The sequence below is a fragment of the Achromobacter aloeverae genome (assembly GCF_004121055.1).
Taxonomy (GTDB): Bacteria; Pseudomonadota; Gammaproteobacteria; order Burkholderiales; family Burkholderiaceae_B; genus Bordetella_C; species Bordetella_C aloeverae.
This window is the reverse complement of record NZ_PYAL01000008.1, coordinates 58,104-75,623: the sequence shown is the minus strand read 5'-3', so window position 1 is coordinate 75,623 and position 17,520 is coordinate 58,104. Positions and strand designations below refer to the sequence as shown.

Genomic DNA, 17,520 nt, shown 5'->3' with positions numbered 1-17,520 from the left:
GTATTCGAGCATCGATGCCCAGCGCCCGCGACCTGGTTTATGGGGAGTTACGCCGACGCCTGATGGCGGGCGCCTTCCTGCCCGGCGAGAAATTGCGCGAGGAACGCATCGCGAAGGAACTGGACGTCAGCCGCACGCCGGTGCGCCAGGCCATCGAGCGGCTGGAAGCCGACGGCCTGGTCAAGCGTGACGGGCGGCGCGGGACGGTGGTGCTGGGCTGGCTGGACCGCGATATCGACGAGGCGTTCGCGCTGCGGCTGTTGCTGGAACCCTATGCCGCCGGCGTTGCGGCGCAGCGCGCCACGCCGGCGGAGATCGACGAGCTGGAAGCCATCAATCGCGGCATGAAGGCGGCCGCCGAGTCGGACGATGCCGACCGTGTGGACCGGGTCCAGAAACTCAACAACCGCTTCCATCATGCCTTGCTGGCGGCCGCGCAGTCGGCGCGCGTGCGCTCGCTGGTGGAGAGCCTGCTGGACCTGCCCATCATCATCGGCTCGTTCTACTTCTACAGCCACGAGGACATGCTGCGCAGCGTGGAGCATCATCGCGACATCATCGCCGCCTTGCGGGCGGGGGATGCGGCGCATGCCGAGACCGCCATGCGCTTTCACCTGTCGGCGACCCACCTGCTGTTCCGCGGGCAGCGCAAGGGGAAGGCGCCGGCCAGGGGATGATCGCCAGCGCGATTTCCCTCGCGGGCGCCGGCAAGGCACTCGCGCCATGGGCTGCCCCCTGCTGGGCAGCATGGGTACGGCGGCCTTTACGCAGCGAGCGCGGGTCGTGCCCCGCCTAACCTATTTCGTCTCGCAGCCCAGGGCCGCCAGGCGCGCATCGATCCACGACGTATCCAGCTTGCCCGCGGCAATCTGCGCCAGCATCTCCAGTTCCGCCTTGTGCTTGGCGCTGGCGGCCTGGTACAGCGCCTCCACCTGCGCGTAGGGGACGCACAGCAGGCCGTCGTCATCGCCCAGGATGAGATCGCCCGGCTCGATCGTCATGCCGTCCAGCGCGATCGTGCCATTGATGACGCCCGGACCGTCCTTGTAGGGGCCCCGGTGGGTCACGCCGGCGGCATAGACCGGCAGCGTACCCTGGCGCAGCGTGCCGGCGTCGCGGATGGCGCCGTTGATCACGATGCCGGCCACGCCGCGCGTCGCCGCATAGGCAGCCATGATTTCGCCGATGATGGCGTTGGTCAGGTCGCCCCCCGCATCGACCACGATGACGTCGCCGGGCGCGGCCAGGTCCAGCGCCTTGTGCACCAAAAGGTTGTCGCCGGGGCGGCAGCGCACGGTCAGCGCCGGGCCGGCCATGGGCGTGCCGTCGTGCATGGGCCGCAGGCGGGCGCCGCCGGCGCTCATGCGCGACATGCAGTCGCTGACGTTGGCGACGGGAATGTCGCGAAAACGGGCCACGGCCTCGGCGCTGACGGCGCGTTGGCGGGGGTGGATGGCGAATCCGATCATGATGGCTCCTGAGGAAGAAAGGGACCGCGGCGGGGGGGCGGGCAGTCGGCCGCGCTTACTGTTTGGGAATGCCTGCTTCTTCCACGACCTTGCCGAATATGTCGTGGTCGGCGCGCAACTGCCTGGCGAGGTCGGCCGGCGTGCCCTTCATGACGCTATAGCCGGCCTCCTCCAGTTTTTGCACCAGCTCGGGTTGGGCCAGCGCGCGGTTCAGTTCGGTGTTCAAGGTGGCGATCACGTCATCCGGCGTCTTGCCGGGCGCGAAGAGCCCCCACCAGATCGTCTGCGTGATCGACTTGAAGCCGCTTTCCGCGAAGGTGGGCACGTCGGGCAGGGCGGGCGAGCGGCTTTCCGCGACCACCGCGAGGGCGCGCACCTTGCCGCCGCGGATTTGCGGCAGCAGCGTGGCGACCGATCCCGTGTAGACGGCGATGCGCCCGCTCATCAGGTCGGGAAAGGCCTGGCCCCAGCCGCGGTAGGGCACGTGCATCAGCTCCATGCCGGCGGCCTTGCCCCACAGGTGGCCGATCAGGTCGCCGCTGCCGCCGATGCCGGGTATGCCCAGCGAGATCTGGCCCGGCCTGGCCTTGGCGGCATTGACCACGTCGGCGAGATTCTTGTACGGCGAATCAGGCAGCACCACGAACACGCTGGGCGAGGACGCGGCCAGGCCTACCGGACGAAAGTCCTTGAACACGTCGTAGGTCAACTTGCTGTAGAGCCAGGGGTTGAGCACGATGTTGTCGGTCTGCGCCATGACCAGCGTATGGCCGTCCGGCCGGGCCCGGGCGGTGGCGTCCAGCGCCAGGTTGCCGCCGGCGCCGGGCTTGTTCTCGACGACGATGTTCCAGTGCGTGTGCTGGCCGATGGCGTTGCTGACCATGCGCGTGAGCATGTCGGTGCCGCCGCCGGGCGGGAAGGGGGAGATGAAGGTGACGGGCGCGCCGCTCAGGTCCGCGGCATGGGCGGACAGGGTGGGGAGGGCGCATAGGGCCAGCGTCGCCGTGACGACCAGTTTTTTCAAGAATCGCATTGTCTTCCTCTCAAGAGCTTGTTCTTATGGCCGTGCCGCTGGGTCGCGGCCGGACCTTGTGGGTATCGGGAGTATGCGGGCAGCATGCATGGGGATCGTAAAGACGCCGGGCTGCCGCCGCCGGCATGCCAACCCGGCGCGCCCGGGCTCGCCCCATGCCTCATGCCGAGGCGGGGGTCTCCTGCCGTGCCAGCGTGGTCAGCCATGCCAGGCGCGCCGGCACTGTATCAGGTACTTCCAGCGGCTTGCCGCCGTGCGCGGCCCGAGCCGCCTCGATGCCCTGCGACGTGCGGGCGAACAGGCTTTCGACGCCGTTGAGCACCAGGGGTTGCAGGCCGGCCTCGGTCAACTGGTCGCGCGCTTCGCGCACTTCCGCCAGGCGGCGCTGCGCGTGCAGGACGTGCGAGCGCAGGAAGGAGTCCATGAAGGCCGTGAGCGGCGTGCGGTCGATGTCGGATAGCACTTCGTAGAGCGCGTCGCGCAAGCCCATGCTTTCCGCGGCGACCAGGCATTCCACCGTGAGGCTTTCCATGCCCTTGGTCATGATGCTGCGCAGGAGCTTGAGGCGCACGGCGTCACCCGCCTCGCCCGGGATGGCGCGCGCGGGAGCGCCGCTGGCGACGGCGAAGCGGGCCACGGCGTCGGCGCCGGTGCCGGCGCACAGCAGGGGCGTGCGAGCGCCCAGCAGGACGATGGCGCCCATGATGGCGACGTCGGTGAAGGCGATGCCGTGACGCGCGGCCACCGCCGCGGCCGCGCGCATGTCGCCGGCGCTGGCGGTGGTGAAGTCCGCATAGCCCGCATCGGCGCGCATATGGGGCAGGGCCAGCTCGGCGACGCCCAGCGCGGCGTGGCCGAAGACGGCCGACACGACCAGGTCGGCGTCGGCCAGCCAGGGGCCGGGCGTGGCGTGCAGGGTGGCGCCATAGGACCCGACCCGGGCCCGCATGTCCTCGTCTTGCCGCAGTTCGCAGACAGCGGTCACTACGTGTCCCGCTGCCATCCATGCCTGCGCATAGCAATGGCCGACTTCGCCGCAACCCAGAATCGCAATTTTCATTACTTCGCCTTGTCGGTGATACATAAAAAGTACAAGACGATTTATAACTCAGCGCGATGCGTGGAAATTCTAGGGGTATACCCGAGGTCTATACCCGCTATCGGCGATTTGGAAATACAAGATATGTACAACTATAGAACGACTGCCCTTTGGGCGCCGGACCTGGGCAGCCGCTGCCGCGTGCCATGCTCGTGGCCGAGACATGGCTCGTCGGTTTCAGAACCCGTACAGGCGCGCCGGATTGTCGGCCAGGATCTTGCGCCGGTCCGTCTCCCCGGGCGCCCAGTGCGCTAGCAGGTCCAGCATGTCCGCGTTGTCGGGCCGGTCCGCGCGGCCGGGATGTGGATAGTTGCTGGCCCACAGGCAACGGTCCGGATAGTCGGCGGCCAGCGCACGGGCCAGGGCGCTGACGTCGTCGTAGCGCGGCGGGCCGGAGCGCGACGTTTCGTAGGGCGCCGACAGCTTGACCCACGCATGGCCGCGATCCAGCAGTCTCAGCAGCGAGCGGAAGCTGGGATCGGAGGGCGCCACCGGCGTCAGATACTTGCCGTTGTGGTCGATGCTGACCTGGCAGGGCAGGGCCGCCAGCCTGTCCTCGTACAAGGGCAGTTCGCGGCCGTCCAACTGCAGATTGATGACCCAGCCCAGTTCGGCGATGCGTTCGGCCATGGGTTCGAGATCGTCCCATTGCATCACGCCGCCGCTGTTGGGGATCATCATGAAGCGCACGCCGCGCACGCCGGCTTCATGCAGCGCGCGCAGTTCCGCGAGCGGCGTATCGGCGCGCAGCGTGGCGATCATGCGTGCCGTGCCGCGCGACAGCGCCAGGGCTTCCAGCGCACAGCGGTTGTCGAAGCCGTAGCCCGTGGCCTGCACGATGACGGCGCGTTCCAGGCCCAGGGCGCGACGGACTTCCAGGTAGTCGTCCCACGATGCCTGCGGCGGCCCGAAGGTGGCGGTCGACGCGAGGGGATAGCGGTGCAGTTCGTAGATATGGATGTGGCAATCGCAGGCGCCGGCGGGCGCCTTGAGTTGGGGTACCTTCAGTTCGGGAGTCTTCATGGGCTTCCTTCGGATTTCAGGCTTCAGGCTTATGGCTTCAGGCTTGTGGCGTCAGGCGCGCAGGCGCCGCAGACGGGTCGCGTTGTCGAGATTGACGGCATGCGGCGGCGCTTCGCCGCGCACGATGGCACGGACCTGGGCCACGGTGTCCATGGCCTGGTGCATCGAGGCGGCCGGCGTGAGGCCGCCGATGTGCGGGGTGGCGATGACGCGGGGATGGCCGGCCAGCGCGGGCGTCGGCATCTGGTCCTGCGCGCGTCCCACGTCCATGGCGCAGCCGGCGATCCAGCCTTCGTCCAGCGCCGCGCGCAGTGCGTCCTCGTCGACCAGTTCGCCGCGCGAGGCATTGATGAAGAAGGCGTCGCGCTTCATGCGGCGCAGCGCGGCCGCATCGATGAGGTTGGCGGTCCGCGCATTGGCGGGCGCCAGGCACACGACATAGTCTGATTCGGCCAGCAGCGCTTCCAGCGACAGGCGGGGCAGGTCGCCCGGATCCTGTTCCGGCTTGGGATCGGATATCACCACGCGCATGCCCAGGGCGCCCGCCAACGGCGCCAGGTAACCGCCGATATGGCCGTGGCCGATGATGCCCAGCGTGGCGCCGCGCAATTCGCGCCCCATGGCGATGACGGGCGCGTCGCCACGCCAATAGGCCGCGGCGGACTGGCTGATGCCGCGCGCCGCGTCGATCATGACGCCGATGATCCATTCCGATACCGACGCGGCAAAGCCAGGCGTGGCATGGGTCACCAACACGCCATGACGGTTGGCCGCGTCGACGTCGATATTGCGGATGTCCACCGCCACGCGGCAGAAAGCCACAAGGTCGGGCAAGGCGTCGAAGACCTGGGCCGGCGCCGCCGCCAGGCGGCTGGAGACGATGATCTGGCAGCCCTGGGCCAGGCGGATGAGGTCGGCGGGGTCGGCCGGGTCGGCGCCCGGATTCAGCCGAACCTCGCCCAGCTCGCCCAAGGCCTGCAACGCGGCGTCGCCGTAGTAGTTCTGGCGCGCCAGCGGTGAATGCGTCAACAAAATGGTGGTCATGCCTTTTTCTTCCTGGTGATACGGGGAGCGGCGCGATGGGCGCCAGCCGGTGGCGGCGCGACCGAGGCGCGCTTCACCAGCGAGGGTTGGAACAACACTTCGCGCGCCGGGGCATCCGGCTGCGCCAGGCGTTGCATCAGCATGTCGACCATGCAGCGCGCCATGTCGGCGCTGGGCATGTCGACCGAAGTCAGCGGCGGGTTCACGTAGGCGCCCATGACCAGGTTGTCCATGCCGATGACGGAAATATCGTGCGGCACCGACAGGCCGGCCGCCTGCAGGCCCGCCATCAGGCCCAGCGCCATCATGTCGTTGATGGTGATGATGGCGGTGGGCCGCCGCGCCATGCCGGCGATGCGCGTGGCCAGCCGATAGCCGACGTCGGCCAGGTGCGAGTCGCCGAAGTCGGGGCCGGTCGCGCCTTCGATCACCTGGGCCTGGTCGCCCAGCCCGGCGGCCGCGGCCGCGTCGAGAAAGCCCGCGCGCTTGAGCGTCCGGCTGATCGTCTTGACGTCGGGCGTCGCCAGGGCTAGCCGCTGGTGGCCCTGCTCGACCAGGTGCTCCACGGCCAGGCGCGCGGCCTTCATGTTGTCGGGCGAGACGTGGTCGATGCGCGAGTCCGGTTCGCCGTTGCCGCCGCGGTCATAGCTGACCACCGCAAGCCCGCGTTCGATGGCGCTGTGCAAGTGGCCTTCGTCGGTGCGCGAGGACGCCAGGATGACGCCCCGCACCCCTTGCGACAGCAGGTCGTCGAACATGCGCGCTTCCTGGTCCTGGTCACGATGCGTGTTGCCCAGCAGGACGCGATAGCCGTGCTGCTCGCTGGCGGCCTTTTCCACATGCACCGCCAGTTCGCCGAACATCGGGTTGGCGGTGGAGGGGACCAGCAAGCCCAGCAAGGGCGCGTTGCCGGTCTTGAGCTGGCGGGCCACCAGGTTGGGACGGTAATTGAGCTGGCGTATCGCCTCTTCGACGCGCCTGTAGGTTTCGCGTCCCAGCCGCTCGGTGCGGCCGTTGAGCACGTTGGATACCGAACTCACCGAAACGCCGGCCAGCGCAGCCACATCCTGGATAGTCGTCATAGGGTCGTAGGGATACTGTCGCGATTGCCGCGTCGATTCATCGGGGTGAGGGCCTTACGCCATGTTGAACATACGCGGCAGCCACAGCGAAATGGCAGGAACGAATATCAGCACCACCAGCATGATGGCCAGCAGCACCAGGTATTTGATCATGGGACGGGCGACCTGCTCGACGCGGGTGCCGGTCATGGCGCAGGTGGCGAACAGGCCCAGGCCGAAGGGCGGCGCGAACAAGCCCAGGCCCATCGCGATCACGACCACGGTGCCGAAGTGCAGCGGGTTGACGCCCACCTGCTGCGCGATGGGCGTCAGCAGGGGACCGAAGATGATCAGGGCCGGCGCGCCCTCCAGGATGGCGCCGAAGATCACCATCAGCAGGGCGGACACCAGCACGAAGGCCACGCTGCCGTAGTCGTGGGCGAGCGTGGTCATGGTGCCGGACAGAAAGGTCGGCAGCTGCTGCACCGTCAGGGCGAAGGCCACGCTGGACGCGGCGGCGATAATGAACAGGATGCCGCCGGCCATGGACGCGGCGCGCACGAACAGGCCGACGATGGCGCGGGGCGTCAATTCCCGGAAGGCGATGCCGCCGGCCAGCAGCGCGTAGACCACGGCGAAGGCGGAGACCTCCGTGGACGTGGCGATGCCCGAGGTCACCCCCTTGCCTATCATGCCCACCATGACCAGCGCGATGAGTGCGCCGCCCAGCAGCTTGGGCAGGGCCATGCGCTGCGGGAAGGCCAGCCGCGGATCGATCTTGCGCCCGAAGGCGACGGCCATCGCGCACAGCCCCGCGGCCAGCACGGCCGCGGGGACGAGGCCGGCCAGGAACAGGCCGCCTATGGAAATGTTGGCGACGAAGCCCATGATGATGAGGTTGACGCACGGCGGTATGGTCTCGGCCATCACGGCCGACGCGGCCAGCACCGCGGCGGTTTCGTTGGCGTCCTGCTTGGTGCGGCGCACGGCCGGGACCACGATCCCGCCGACCGCCGCGATGTCGGCCAGCTTGGAACCCGACACGCCGGAGAAGAAGGCGGTGGCGAGTATGGAGATCAGGTTCATGGAGCCGCGCACACGGCCGAACATGCGCACCAGCAGCTCGATCAGCCGCGACGACATGCCGTTGGCTTCCATGATCAGCCCCGCCAGGACGAAGAACGGAATGGCGAGCAGCACGAAATGGTCCATGCCGGCCATCACCTGCTGCGAATAGATGATCATGGGCAGGCTGGGCTCGGCCAGGAAATAGACCAGCGAGGACAGCGCCAGCACGAAGGCGATGGGAATGCCCATGACCAGGCTGGCGAGGAAGGCGACGGTCAGCAGCAGCCATGGCTGGATGGCCAAGGCCTCGGGCGCGAACGTGTTCCAGCCCCAGACGGCCAGGCACAGCACGATGGCGGCGGCCAGCGTGGCCCAGGTGGCGCGCTTGGCGCCGCTGATGGCATTGGCGATGCCGGCGACCGTCATGAACAGCGCGCCGACGCAGACCGGTAATACGCTGACCCATTGCGGCGTGCCGATGGGCGTGGTCACGTTGACCGAGTCCTCCAGCAGCAGCACGGATGAATACAGCAGCGCCGCGGACACGCCAGCAACGGTCCAGCCGCCAAGCTGGATGGCGGGCTCGCGCCACGAGGCCGGCAGCATGCCGCGGAAGACCTCGATGCCCACGTGCTGGCGGCGTGCGAGTACGGTGGCGCCGCCCAGGAACACCAGCGTCGCCATCAGGTTGCGGGCGACTTCCTCGGCCCAGTCCACCGGGCTATGCAGGAAGTAGCGCAGGATGACGGACACGAACACCACCACCACGTCGGCCGCGAGGATAGCCGCGCAGAAGTATTCGATCACCTTGCACAGGCGGGTCAGCGCGGGCCATGGTGCTGGCGTCGCGGACGCGCCATGCCCCGCGTGCATGCCATGCCCGGCCACCGCGTCGTCTTCCGTCGCCCCGTGCGCGGCGTGCGCCACGGCGGCGTCGGGCGCGGCGGCGTTTGCCATTGCGTGTGAACTCATGTCTCCATCTCCTTGACCTTTCTTTTCCGCCCTGTCTTCCCATCCCGCTTTCCCGCCCTGATTTCCGGGTCGGTCCGCGGGTTGTTCCCCGGGTTGTTCTTCTTCTGCGTCATCGGCCCGTCCCCAAGGGCAAACGCTCCCCGGGGAGGGCCGGCGGCGCGCGCCCGCTTATGCGCGCTGGGCGTTGATGATGTCCAGCATCGGCTTGGTCACCGGGTACTGCGCGGTCACCGTGGGCCACAGCTTGGTCTCCATGGTCTGGCGGATGCGCTGGCGCTCGCCCGGGTCCATGGGGTGGAAGGCAATGCCGGCTTTCTCCAGCGCGGCCAGCGCTTCCTTGCCCTTGGTGCCGGAGGCCTGGCGCTGGAACGCGTCGGCGTCCTTGGCGGCCTGGTGGAAGGCCGGCAACAGGTCCTTGGGCACCTTGGCAAGGCCGCGCTTGCCAATGGCGGTGATGGAAGGGCTGAACAGATGGTTGGTCAGCCAGCAGTTGCTGACCACTTCATTGAACTTGCTGGACAGCACCGTGGCGGCGTCGTGTTCGAAGCCGTCGACCACGCCGGTCTGCACCGCGGTGTACAGCTCGTTGACCGGAATGGGCGTGGGGATGGCGCCCATCAGCTTGAACGTTTCCACGAAGATGGGCGTGGGCAGCACGCGCAGCTTGACGTTCTTCAGGTCGGCGTCGCGCAGCACCGGCTTCTTGGTGTAGACGCTGCGCGCGTTGAAGTGATTGCCCCAGCCCAGGAACGTGCAGCCGGTGCGCTCCTGCAGCAGCTTGTCGAACTGCGCGCCGACGCCGGCGTCGACGGATTTGTTGACGTGTTCCCAGCTGTCGAACAGGAAGCCCATGTCGAGCAGCGCCAGCTCGGGCAGGGCGGTGGCCCAGATCGAGCTGCCGGTGATCATCATGTCGATCGAACCCAGGCGTACCTGCTGCACCACATCGGCTTCCTTGCCCAATTGGCCATTGGGAAAAAAGTCGACGCGGATGCGGTCGCCTACCGACTGGCGCAGATTGGCGGCGAAGCGGTCGTACCAGATGAATTGGGCGGCGCTTTGGTCGGCCGGTTGCGAGGACGAGCAGCGCAGCGCCACGGGCGCGGGCGCCGCCATGATGTTGGGCGCCGCGAGGGCGGCCGCGCCGGCGGCGGCGGTCTGCAAAAAGGCGCGGCGCGACGGGCGTGCCGGTGGCGGGGTCAGCCTCATGACTTTGTCTCCTGAATGTCGTCGTTATGTTTTCCGGCCATCGATGTGGCCGGTATCGGTCGATCCAGTGTGCGAAGTCAGACAAGTAAATCGGTTTACTAAATCGATTTACGGATCGTACGGATTCAGCTCGCGCTTGGCAAGAGGGGGGAAATAGGGGGAAACCATCACGGCGGCCGACGGACTTGCGACCGTCAGGACAGGATGTGGCTCGCGGTCGGCTGCGGGACCGCGTTGCTCCCGCTTGCCAACCAAGGCCCAGGCCTTCCGCGGATTCGCGCGCACCGGCTGCGCTTCCGCTGTCTATTCGTTGGCGGCCCTCTTCCGCGACGGTTGCTGCGGGCCTCAGCCGCCCGCCGGGCGCACCGGCGCGGTCAAGCGTTCCGGGCGCGGCGAGGCCAGGGCATGGAGTATCACCAGCGTGATGGCATAGATGGGAACGCTGCGCATGTTGCGGAACATCATTTCAGTCACGCTGAAGCAGGCATACCCCCAGGTGAAAAGCAGGCCGATCCGGGCCGCCGTGCGGACCGTGATATCCGGGGCGCGCAAGCGCTTCAGGAAGACGGCCGATGGCAGCAAGTAAAGCGCGCACACGCTGAAAAAACCCAACAGCCCGTAGCCCGCCAGGGCATTGAGGAAGTCGTTGTGCGGTTCGCCATAACCCTCGACCACCGCGGGCGTCACGATTCCCTGCTTTTCGAACCTGGCCAGCTCGGCGCGGAACTGGGACGGTCCCACGCCCAGCAGGGGATTTTCCTTGAACATCAGCCAGGAGGCGTGCCACAGCTGCATGCGTATGCCCACGGAAGTGTCGCGGTCCTGATGTTCATAGTGCTGCACATCCGACCATACGGCGCTCATGCGGCTGTCCGGCGAATGCCAGGAGAACGCGGCGCCGGCGGCCAGGAGGGCCAGCGTCGCCGCCGCGAACCCGAGCTTGGCGCGCCGGCGCCAGTGCGTGTTCTCCAGCAAGACGACCAGCGCCAATATGCCGAGCAGGATCCAGCTGCTGCGGGTCTGCGAAAGCCATACCGCATAGATGGCCAGCGGACAGGCCACGGCCTTGAGGAGGGCTTCGGCGCGCGGCCAGGGCGAGCATGTCCACGGCATGGTCAAGGCCGACGCGAAGCCGAAGAACAGCGTCAGGTCCGCGAACGCGACGGCGTTGTAGCGGCCGCCATAGTCGGCGACCGCCATTCGGCCCAGTTCATTCGTGGTGACGATGACGATGAGCATCAGCGAGCCGGCGTATGCGCTGAACAGCAGCGCCCATTGGACGTGACGCAGCCAGCGCCGGTCGGCGCGCAACAGCAGCCATGCGAGCGGCGCGCCCAGGGCGAAGCGCAACAGCTTCTCGAATTCCGACGGCGCCCATGTGCCGCTGACCGCGCTGACCGCCAGCATGACCGCAAGCGGGGCGCATAGTGCCACCACGATGGGCGCGCCGATCTGGAAGGACTCGCGGCGGGTATGTAGGTTGATGGCCATGGCCACCAGGGCCATCACGGCGGTGAGGTAGAGCAGGACGGGGCCGGCGTCGGCGCTGACCAGCGACGTGGCGCAAGCCAGGAGCACCAGCGTGGTGGTGCAGATCAGGTAGTGTCGAGTCGGCATATGCGTACGGGTGGCCGCGAACGTCGGGCTGATGCGCGCGGGTGGGCGAACGTTCGCGTCGGCGCCGCCGATGATATACCGGTAGGGACCGCCATGATTTCGACCGGCTGGGCGCCGCAACCTGGTGCAGCAGTCCTTCATGGCTGGCTGTGTCGCCTGCTGGCAACAGTCCGCTGCCCAGTCCGAGGGTCTTGCCCAGGTGAAGGTGAAATGAAAGCGCCACCGACCACACTTTCCCTTCTAGGCACGCTAAATGGAAAGTGTTACAAATAAATGGTTGAAGTTCCAATTCTATCGATCTTGCGCTTGTATTGCGTTTGATGAAAATTCAACGACCGGGTGTCCATAATTCGTGCCTGCAGTCCTTTACCTAGCGGTGAGCCATGCATATCGAATCCCGGGCCGGGGCGTTATCGCCCAGTATGTTGCCGGACGTAACGCCCCGATCAGAGAATATCGACGACATCAGGATTTCCTGTGTCGTCCCTTGTCTGAATGAAAGCGCCAATCTGCGCGTGCTGTTGCCTGCCCTCATCTCCATGCTGGGTCGGCTCTGCACGTCGTGGGAAATCGTCGTCACCGATGACGGCAGCACGGACGCCACGCCCGACATGATGCGCGAGTGGACGGCCGTCGACGGCGTCCGCTATCTGCAGCTCTCGCGTAATTTCGGCAAGGAAGCGGCGATCAGCGCCGGCCTGGAGAATACGTCCGGGGACGTGGTGATCTGCCTGGACGCGGATATGCAGCATCCCCCCGCCCTGATTCCCGAAATGCTGGCGCGCTGGCGCGCTGGCGCCGACATGGTCTATGCCGTGCGCGAGCACCGCGAAGACGAACATTGGGCCAAGCGCCTGGGCGCCCAGGCCTTCTACCGGCTGCTCAGCAATGGCCGCCGCGTCAAGGTGCCGCCGCATGCCGGCGACTTCCGCCTGATGGACCGCCGGGTGGTGCAGGCGCTGAACGCCTTGCCCGAGCGCACCCGCTTCATGAAGGGCCTGTACGCCTGGGTGGGCTTCAAGGCCGAGCCGCTGCCCTACAGCCCTGCCGAGCGCGCGCATGGCGATAGCCATTTCAACGGACGGCAGCTGTTCAAGCTGGCCTTTGCGGGCCTCACCGCATTCACGACCTGGCCGCTGCGCGTCGTCAGCATGATAGGCATGTTGTTTGCCGTGCTTTCGTTCGCTTATGGCTGCTACCTGGTCGTCGATTTCTGGCTGTATGGAAATCCGCTGTCCGGCTGGACCACCATCGTGGCGGCCCTGATGTTTTTTGCTGGCATCAATTTGCTGTCGCTGGGCGTGGTCGGCGAGTATGTCGGTCGTATCTTCGACGAAGTGAAAGGACGTCCGCTGTATGTCGTCCGCGAACAGCGCGGTAGGGTCTTTACCGAGAAGCCGACCGCCAAATGAGACGTACTGGTACAGACGCCTTGCGGCGTCTGCTGATCGCGCCTTCCCGCGCGATGGTTTGTCTTGGCTCGGGCGCATGGCTGCTCTGGCTCTCCTGGCTGCGCCCGCTCACCCTGCCCGATGAAGGCCGCTATGGCGGCGTCGCATGGGAGATGCTGAGCCACGGCACGCACCTGCTGCCGACCCTGAACGGGATGCCGTTCTTCCACAAGCCTCCACTCTATTACTGGCTGGCCGAAGCCGCCTACGGCCTGTTCGGCCCCAGCGTATGGGCAGCACGGCTGCCTTCCTGGCTGGGGGCCTGGGGCGTGGCGATGGCGCTGTATTTCTTCCTGCGCCGCTGGCGCGGGCAGGGCACGGCCGTCATCGGCCTGCTGGCGCTGCTGACGCAGCCATTCTTCTTCGGCAGCGCGCAATTCGCCAACCTGGACATGTTGGTGGCCGGCCTGATCGGCCTCACCATCCTGGCGGGCGCCACGACGGTGCTGCGCGCCGACGCCGGGCTGCCCTATCACGCGCTGTCGGTGTCCACCGGCGCGCTGGCCGCGCTGGGCGTCCTGGCCAAGGGCCTGATCGGCGTGGTGCTGCCGGGCGCGGTCCTGGTCCTGTGGATCCTCCTGCGGCGGCGCTGGCGCGGCCTGGCCGTGCTGCTGTGGCCGCCCGTGATCGTCGTTTTCCTGGCCGTCACGGTGCCCTGGTTCTGGGTGATGCAGCAGCGCTTTCCGGGCTTCCTCGAGTACTTCTTCGTCTACCAGCAGTTCGAGCGCTTCGCCGCCACGGGTTTCAACAACGTCCAGCCCGTCTGGTTCTATGTGCCGGTGCTGCTGGGTTTGGCGCTGCCATGGACCTTGTGGCTGGGCGGCGCCTTGCGCAAGGCCTTCTGGGCCAACCCTCCTGCCGTCGCCGAGGCGTCGGAGGCGGCGTCCGACGCCATACGCGCCGCCGACGTGCGTTGGCTGATGCTCTGCTGGCTGGGGGTGATCGTGGTGTTTTTTTCGATTCCCGCGTCCAAGCTGGTGGGCTATATCCAGCCGGTGTTGCCGGCGATCGCCGCCCTGGTGGCCGAAGTCATCGTCATGGGGTTGGTGCGCGCCGACAAGCGCGTCGATCGCCGGAACCGCCTGTTTGCCGTGACGCTGTCGGGCGCGGCGGTGCTGTGCGTGGTGGCCAATGTCCTGGCCGCGCATTATGCGCGGCCGAACAACGTGGCGATGGGGCGCCAGATGCTGGCGGAGTTCCGGCCCGGCGACACCTTGATCGCGATGCGCTTCTATCCCTACGACCTGGCCATGGCGCTGCATACCGACAAGCGCATCTGGGTGGTGGATGACTGGACCCGCGCGGATATCGCCAAGCGCGACAACTGGCGCAAGGAACTGTACGACGCGGGGCAGTTCGACAAGCCCCTCATGAACCAGCTCCTTGTTTCCGAGGCCGAAATGCGACGACGCATGTGCGCGGCGCCCGATGGACAGGGCTTCTGGATATGGGCCGACCCTCGACACGACTTCGACAGTTATAGGATATTGAAGGGCCAGGCGCCGAGATACGCGACGCCGCGCGGTCAGGTGTGGTACATGGAAAGCGGGGAGCCGTTCAGGCGGCAGTACTGCGGCGAAACGCCCACAGCCGGCTGACCAGGAAGGTGAGTACCGCTATGCCCACGAGGATGGCCGCCAGCAGAATGTCGTATCGCACTCCGGTATGTCGCAGCAACCAGGCGTAGGAAAGTTCGTTGACCGCGAAGCCGCCCGCGGATACGAAGAAGAAGCGGCGTGCCGCTTCATGCCAGGCACCGGCTTGATGCCGGAAGGTAAGCAGGAAATGACCGCTGAACGAAACCACGAACGCGACCGCCCAACCCGCGACATTGGCCCACAATGGCTGCAGTTCCAGTCCGCGCACGCAGCTCACGGCTACCAGCCAGTGTGTGGCGGCGGCCGCGCAGCCAACGATGATGAACCAGCCGAGTTGTCGTATCAGGACTCGCATGTAGGGAAAGCCTCCGGCAGCAATGAGCAGGGCGATGGTACCCGCTCGGGCAGCCCGAGGCGCATTATCATCTGCGCCGACGATTTTGGCATGAACACGGCCATCGACGAAGGCATCCTCGCGCTTGCGCGCAAGCGTCGCCTGAGCGCCGTCGGTTGCATGACGCATGCGCCCGCTTTCCAGCAGGACGCGCGGCGCCTGGCCCAGCTGGACGTCGATGCGGGCGTGCACCTGAACTTCACCGAGGCCCTGGGCCAGCCGGGCCTGTACCTGCCCCTCTCGCAGCTCATCGCCCGCAGCTATGCCCGCACCCTGGATGTGCCCCGCCTGGCCCGGCAGATCGAGCGCCAGCTCGATGCCTTCGAAGCGGCCATGGGACGCCGTCCGGATTTCATCGACGGCCATCAGCATGTGCACCAGTTGCCGCAGATACGCGATGCCCTGTTGCAGACCATCGCGCGCCGCTATGGCGCGGATGCGCCCTGGGTGCGGTGTTCGGCGCCGGGGCGCCAGGCGGGCCTGCCCGCCGCGCTGCGCTGGAAGGCGCGCGTCATCGGCGCGCTGGGCGCGTATCGTTTCGGCCGCGCCGCCGCGGCGGCGGGCCTGCGCACCAATCGGCGCCTGCTGGGCGTCTATGATTTCCAGGGCGGCAGCGCAGCCTATGCGGCCCTGGTGCCGTTGTGGCTGGAGAATATGCGCGATGGCGATCTGCTGATGTGCCATCCGGCCATGCCTTATCCCGGCGACACTGACATGGCGGCGCAGCGTGGCGCCGAGTTCCAGGTGTTGAACGATGCCGGGTTTGCCGAGGCCCTGTTGCGCAAGGGCTTGCGCGTCGCGCGCATGCTGCCAGGCGACGATCAGGCGTCGATGACCTTGCGCGTGAAGGCCTCGAGGTAGTCCATCAGCAGGTCCGCGCCGGCCGTCGCGGCCTGCGTGTCGCCGGTGGCGATGCCTTCGGCCATGGCCATGTGGCGCCGCGCGCCCTCGACGATATCGCCTTCGTGCTGGTAGGCATACCAGAAGCGCCGGCACTGGATGATCAAGGGCACGACCGCGTTGACCGCCGACGCATTGCGGCACGCATCGTGGCAGATGTGGTCCAGCCGCTGGTCGGCCTGCATGTATTCGTCCAGGTTGCCGCCATCGGCCGCACGGATCATTTCCCGGCCGCACGCCAGGATCTGTTCTCGTTGCGGCGGCGTGGCGCGGCGCGCCGCCGATGACGCGATCAACTGCTCCAGCGCGCGGCGGGTCTGGATCAGGTCCAGGTGATCGGCCAACTGCACATCGGAAACGCGCAGGCCGCGCCGCGGCTCCTGGCGGATCAGCCCGGCGGCCACCATGCGCAGGAGCGCCTCGCGCAAGGGGGTGCGGCCCAGGCCGGTGCGCTGCACCAGGTCGGCCTCGACGACGGCGCTGCCGGGCTGCAATTCCAGCGTGGCTATCATGCTTTCGATGGCATCGTAGGCGATGTCGGCGGCACGGCGTTTGGTCGGGGCGGCAGCGGTCATGCGGGCGCGGGCTTAGGGTTCGTGAGGTCGGTCGGAAGCGGCGGGTCGGCGGGCCGAGGTATCGTAACCCAGGCCGCGCGCGCATCGCGGACGAAGGACTGCACGGCATGGTCATAGCGGGCGCCGCTGCGCACCGCCCCGGAGTGCGAGGCCCCTTCGATTTTCACCAGCCGCTTCAGCGCTGGCGTCACGTCGCGCACGGCGGCATAGAGCTGGTCGCTCATGGCGGGGGGGATGACCGCATCCGCGGTGCCGTGGATGAACAGGACCGGCGTGCGCAGCTGGGCTACCTTGCCGATCGAATCGAAGGGCTGCGTGACCAGGAGGCCCGCCCCCGGGATACGCCCCCATTGGCGCAGGCGCAGCATGGCGTCGATGCTGGTGAAGCTGGATTCGACGATCAGGCCGGCGAAGGGTGGCATGTTCTGGCGCGTCGCCAGGTCGATGGCGATGGCGCCGCCCAGGCTGTGGCCGTATATGAAGCGGCGCGCGGGATCGGGCTGGCGGCGCGCCAGTTCGCGCATGGCCGCGGCGGCATCGATGCCGGCCGTGCTTTCGGAAGGTAGCAAGGGGGTGGACTGGCCGAAGCCGCGGTAGTCTATCGCCAGCACCGAATAGCCCATTTCCGTCCAGTGCGTCATGCGGAAGGCGCTGCCGTTCAGGTTCCAGCGTGCCCCATGCAGGTAGAGCACCGTGGCGGCCTGGGAATCGGGACTCTTCCAGAACCAGGCGTGGACCTTCTGGCCCGGCGCCACGTCCAGGTCGAAGACCTCCGTGCCGCGCGGCGGGTCGCGGAACCAGGGCTGGTCGCCCGTGGCGGACGCGAAGATCGCCTGGCGTTGCCAGGCGTCCAGCCTGGTCCAGCCATAGGCGCAGGCGCCGGCCAGCAGGGCCAGCGCCAGAAGGGCGGGGAGGAGTAGGCGTCTGGATGGGCGCATATCCAGATAGACCGCCGGGCGGCGGCCAGGTTCCCGCGCCGTTCTTGGTGCGTTCTTGGTGCGTTCTTG

The 17,520-nt window shown here is 67.4% G+C and carries 16 protein-coding genes; 4 read left to right on the top strand and 12 right to left on the bottom strand.

The features are described from left to right. Window positions 1-14 precede the first annotated feature (14 nt). On the top strand, window positions 15-677 hold the full coding sequence (locus tag C7R54_RS23895) for a GntR family transcriptional regulator (protein ID WP_129153228.1): 663 nt from the start codon (window positions 15-17) through the stop codon (window positions 675-677). A 120-nt stretch (window positions 678-797) separates the two neighbouring features. Here C7R54_RS23895 and C7R54_RS23890 read toward each other — a convergent pair whose 3' ends face one another. The 9 genes from C7R54_RS23890 to C7R54_RS23850 form a co-directional block, all read right to left on the bottom strand. Continuing rightward, window positions 798-1,469: an RraA family protein gene (locus tag C7R54_RS23890; RefSeq protein ID WP_129153227.1), complete on the bottom strand. Its 672-nt coding sequence runs from the start codon at window positions 1,467-1,469 to the stop codon at window positions 798-800. A 55-nt stretch (window positions 1,470-1,524) separates the two neighbouring features. Beyond that, window positions 1,525-2,502, bottom strand: coding sequence for a Bug family tripartite tricarboxylate transporter substrate binding protein (locus tag C7R54_RS23885; protein WP_129153226.1), 978 nt, complete (start codon window positions 2,500-2,502; stop codon window positions 1,525-1,527). Between the two features lie 160 nt (window positions 2,503-2,662). Then, complete coding sequence (locus C7R54_RS23880; protein WP_129153225.1) at window positions 2,663-3,562, bottom strand: NAD(P)-dependent oxidoreductase; 900 nt, start codon at window positions 3,560-3,562, stop codon at window positions 2,663-2,665. A gap of 216 nt (window positions 3,563-3,778) precedes the next feature. Further along, window positions 3,779-4,624 (bottom strand): amidohydrolase family protein, encoded by an 846-nt coding sequence (locus tag C7R54_RS23875; protein WP_129153224.1) that lies wholly within the window; start codon window positions 4,622-4,624, stop codon window positions 3,779-3,781. A gap of 51 nt (window positions 4,625-4,675) precedes the next feature. Beyond that, window positions 4,676-5,668 carry an NAD(P)-dependent oxidoreductase gene (locus C7R54_RS23870; protein ID WP_129153223.1) on the bottom strand — a complete coding sequence of 331 codons (993 nt, stop codon included), beginning with the start codon at window positions 5,666-5,668 and terminating at the stop codon, window positions 4,676-4,678. Further along, window positions 5,665-6,750 carry a LacI family DNA-binding transcriptional regulator gene (locus tag C7R54_RS23865; protein ID WP_129153222.1) on the bottom strand — a complete coding sequence of 362 codons (1,086 nt, stop codon included), beginning with the start codon at window positions 6,748-6,750 and terminating at the stop codon, window positions 5,665-5,667. The genes C7R54_RS23870 and C7R54_RS23865 overlap by 4 nt, the downstream gene beginning before the upstream one ends. Before the next feature lie 54 nt (window positions 6,751-6,804). Further along, window positions 6,805-8,670, bottom strand: a complete 1,866-nt coding sequence (locus C7R54_RS23860) for a TRAP transporter large permease (RefSeq protein WP_129153221.1) — start codon at window positions 8,668-8,670, stop codon at window positions 6,805-6,807. 267 nt (window positions 8,671-8,937) lie between these two features. Further along, window positions 8,938-9,978: a TRAP transporter substrate-binding protein gene (locus tag C7R54_RS23855; RefSeq protein WP_129153220.1), complete on the bottom strand. Its 1,041-nt coding sequence runs from the start codon at window positions 9,976-9,978 to the stop codon at window positions 8,938-8,940. Window positions 9,979-10,323: 345 nt separating this feature from the next. Next, on the bottom strand, window positions 10,324-11,595 hold the full coding sequence (locus C7R54_RS23850) for an O-antigen ligase family protein (protein ID WP_129153219.1): 1,272 nt from the start codon (window positions 11,593-11,595) through the stop codon (window positions 10,324-10,326). Window positions 11,596-12,017: 422 nt separating this feature from the next. On the opposite strand from C7R54_RS23850, the gene C7R54_RS23845 reads away from it, so the two are divergent. Both C7R54_RS23845 and C7R54_RS23840 read left to right on the top strand, forming a co-directional pair. Then, window positions 12,018-13,007: a glycosyltransferase family 2 protein gene (locus C7R54_RS23845; RefSeq protein WP_240039711.1), complete on the top strand. Its 990-nt coding sequence runs from the start codon at window positions 12,018-12,020 to the stop codon at window positions 13,005-13,007. Beyond that, a complete protein-coding gene (locus C7R54_RS23840; RefSeq protein WP_240039685.1) occupies window positions 13,004-14,644 on the top strand; it encodes an ArnT family glycosyltransferase in 1,641 nt (546 codons plus the stop codon). The genes C7R54_RS23845 and C7R54_RS23840 overlap by 4 nt, the downstream gene beginning before the upstream one ends. Here C7R54_RS23840 and C7R54_RS23835 read toward each other — a convergent pair. Further along, window positions 14,604-14,999: a GtrA family protein gene (locus tag C7R54_RS23835; protein WP_192903732.1), complete on the bottom strand. Its 396-nt coding sequence runs from the start codon at window positions 14,997-14,999 to the stop codon at window positions 14,604-14,606. The genes C7R54_RS23840 and C7R54_RS23835 overlap by 41 nt on opposite strands. Between C7R54_RS23835 and C7R54_RS23830 the strand changes: the two genes are divergently transcribed. Beyond that, a complete protein-coding gene (locus C7R54_RS23830; protein WP_377815321.1) occupies window positions 14,934-15,899 on the top strand; it encodes a ChbG/HpnK family deacetylase in 966 nt (321 codons plus the stop codon). The two genes, C7R54_RS23835 and C7R54_RS23830, sit on opposite strands and share 66 nt — an antisense overlap. Here the strand turns inward: C7R54_RS23830 and C7R54_RS23825 are convergent. Both C7R54_RS23825 and C7R54_RS23820 read right to left on the bottom strand, forming a co-directional pair. Further along, window positions 15,860-16,513 (bottom strand): GntR family transcriptional regulator, encoded by a 654-nt coding sequence (locus tag C7R54_RS23825; RefSeq protein WP_129153215.1) that lies wholly within the window; start codon window positions 16,511-16,513, stop codon window positions 15,860-15,862. The genes C7R54_RS23830 and C7R54_RS23825 overlap by 40 nt on opposite strands. Further along, on the bottom strand, window positions 16,510-17,451 hold the full coding sequence (locus C7R54_RS23820; RefSeq protein WP_129153214.1) for an alpha/beta hydrolase: 942 nt from the start codon (window positions 17,449-17,451) through the stop codon (window positions 16,510-16,512). The genes C7R54_RS23825 and C7R54_RS23820 overlap by 4 nt, the downstream gene beginning before the upstream one ends. Between the last annotated feature and the right edge of the window lie 69 nt (window positions 17,452-17,520).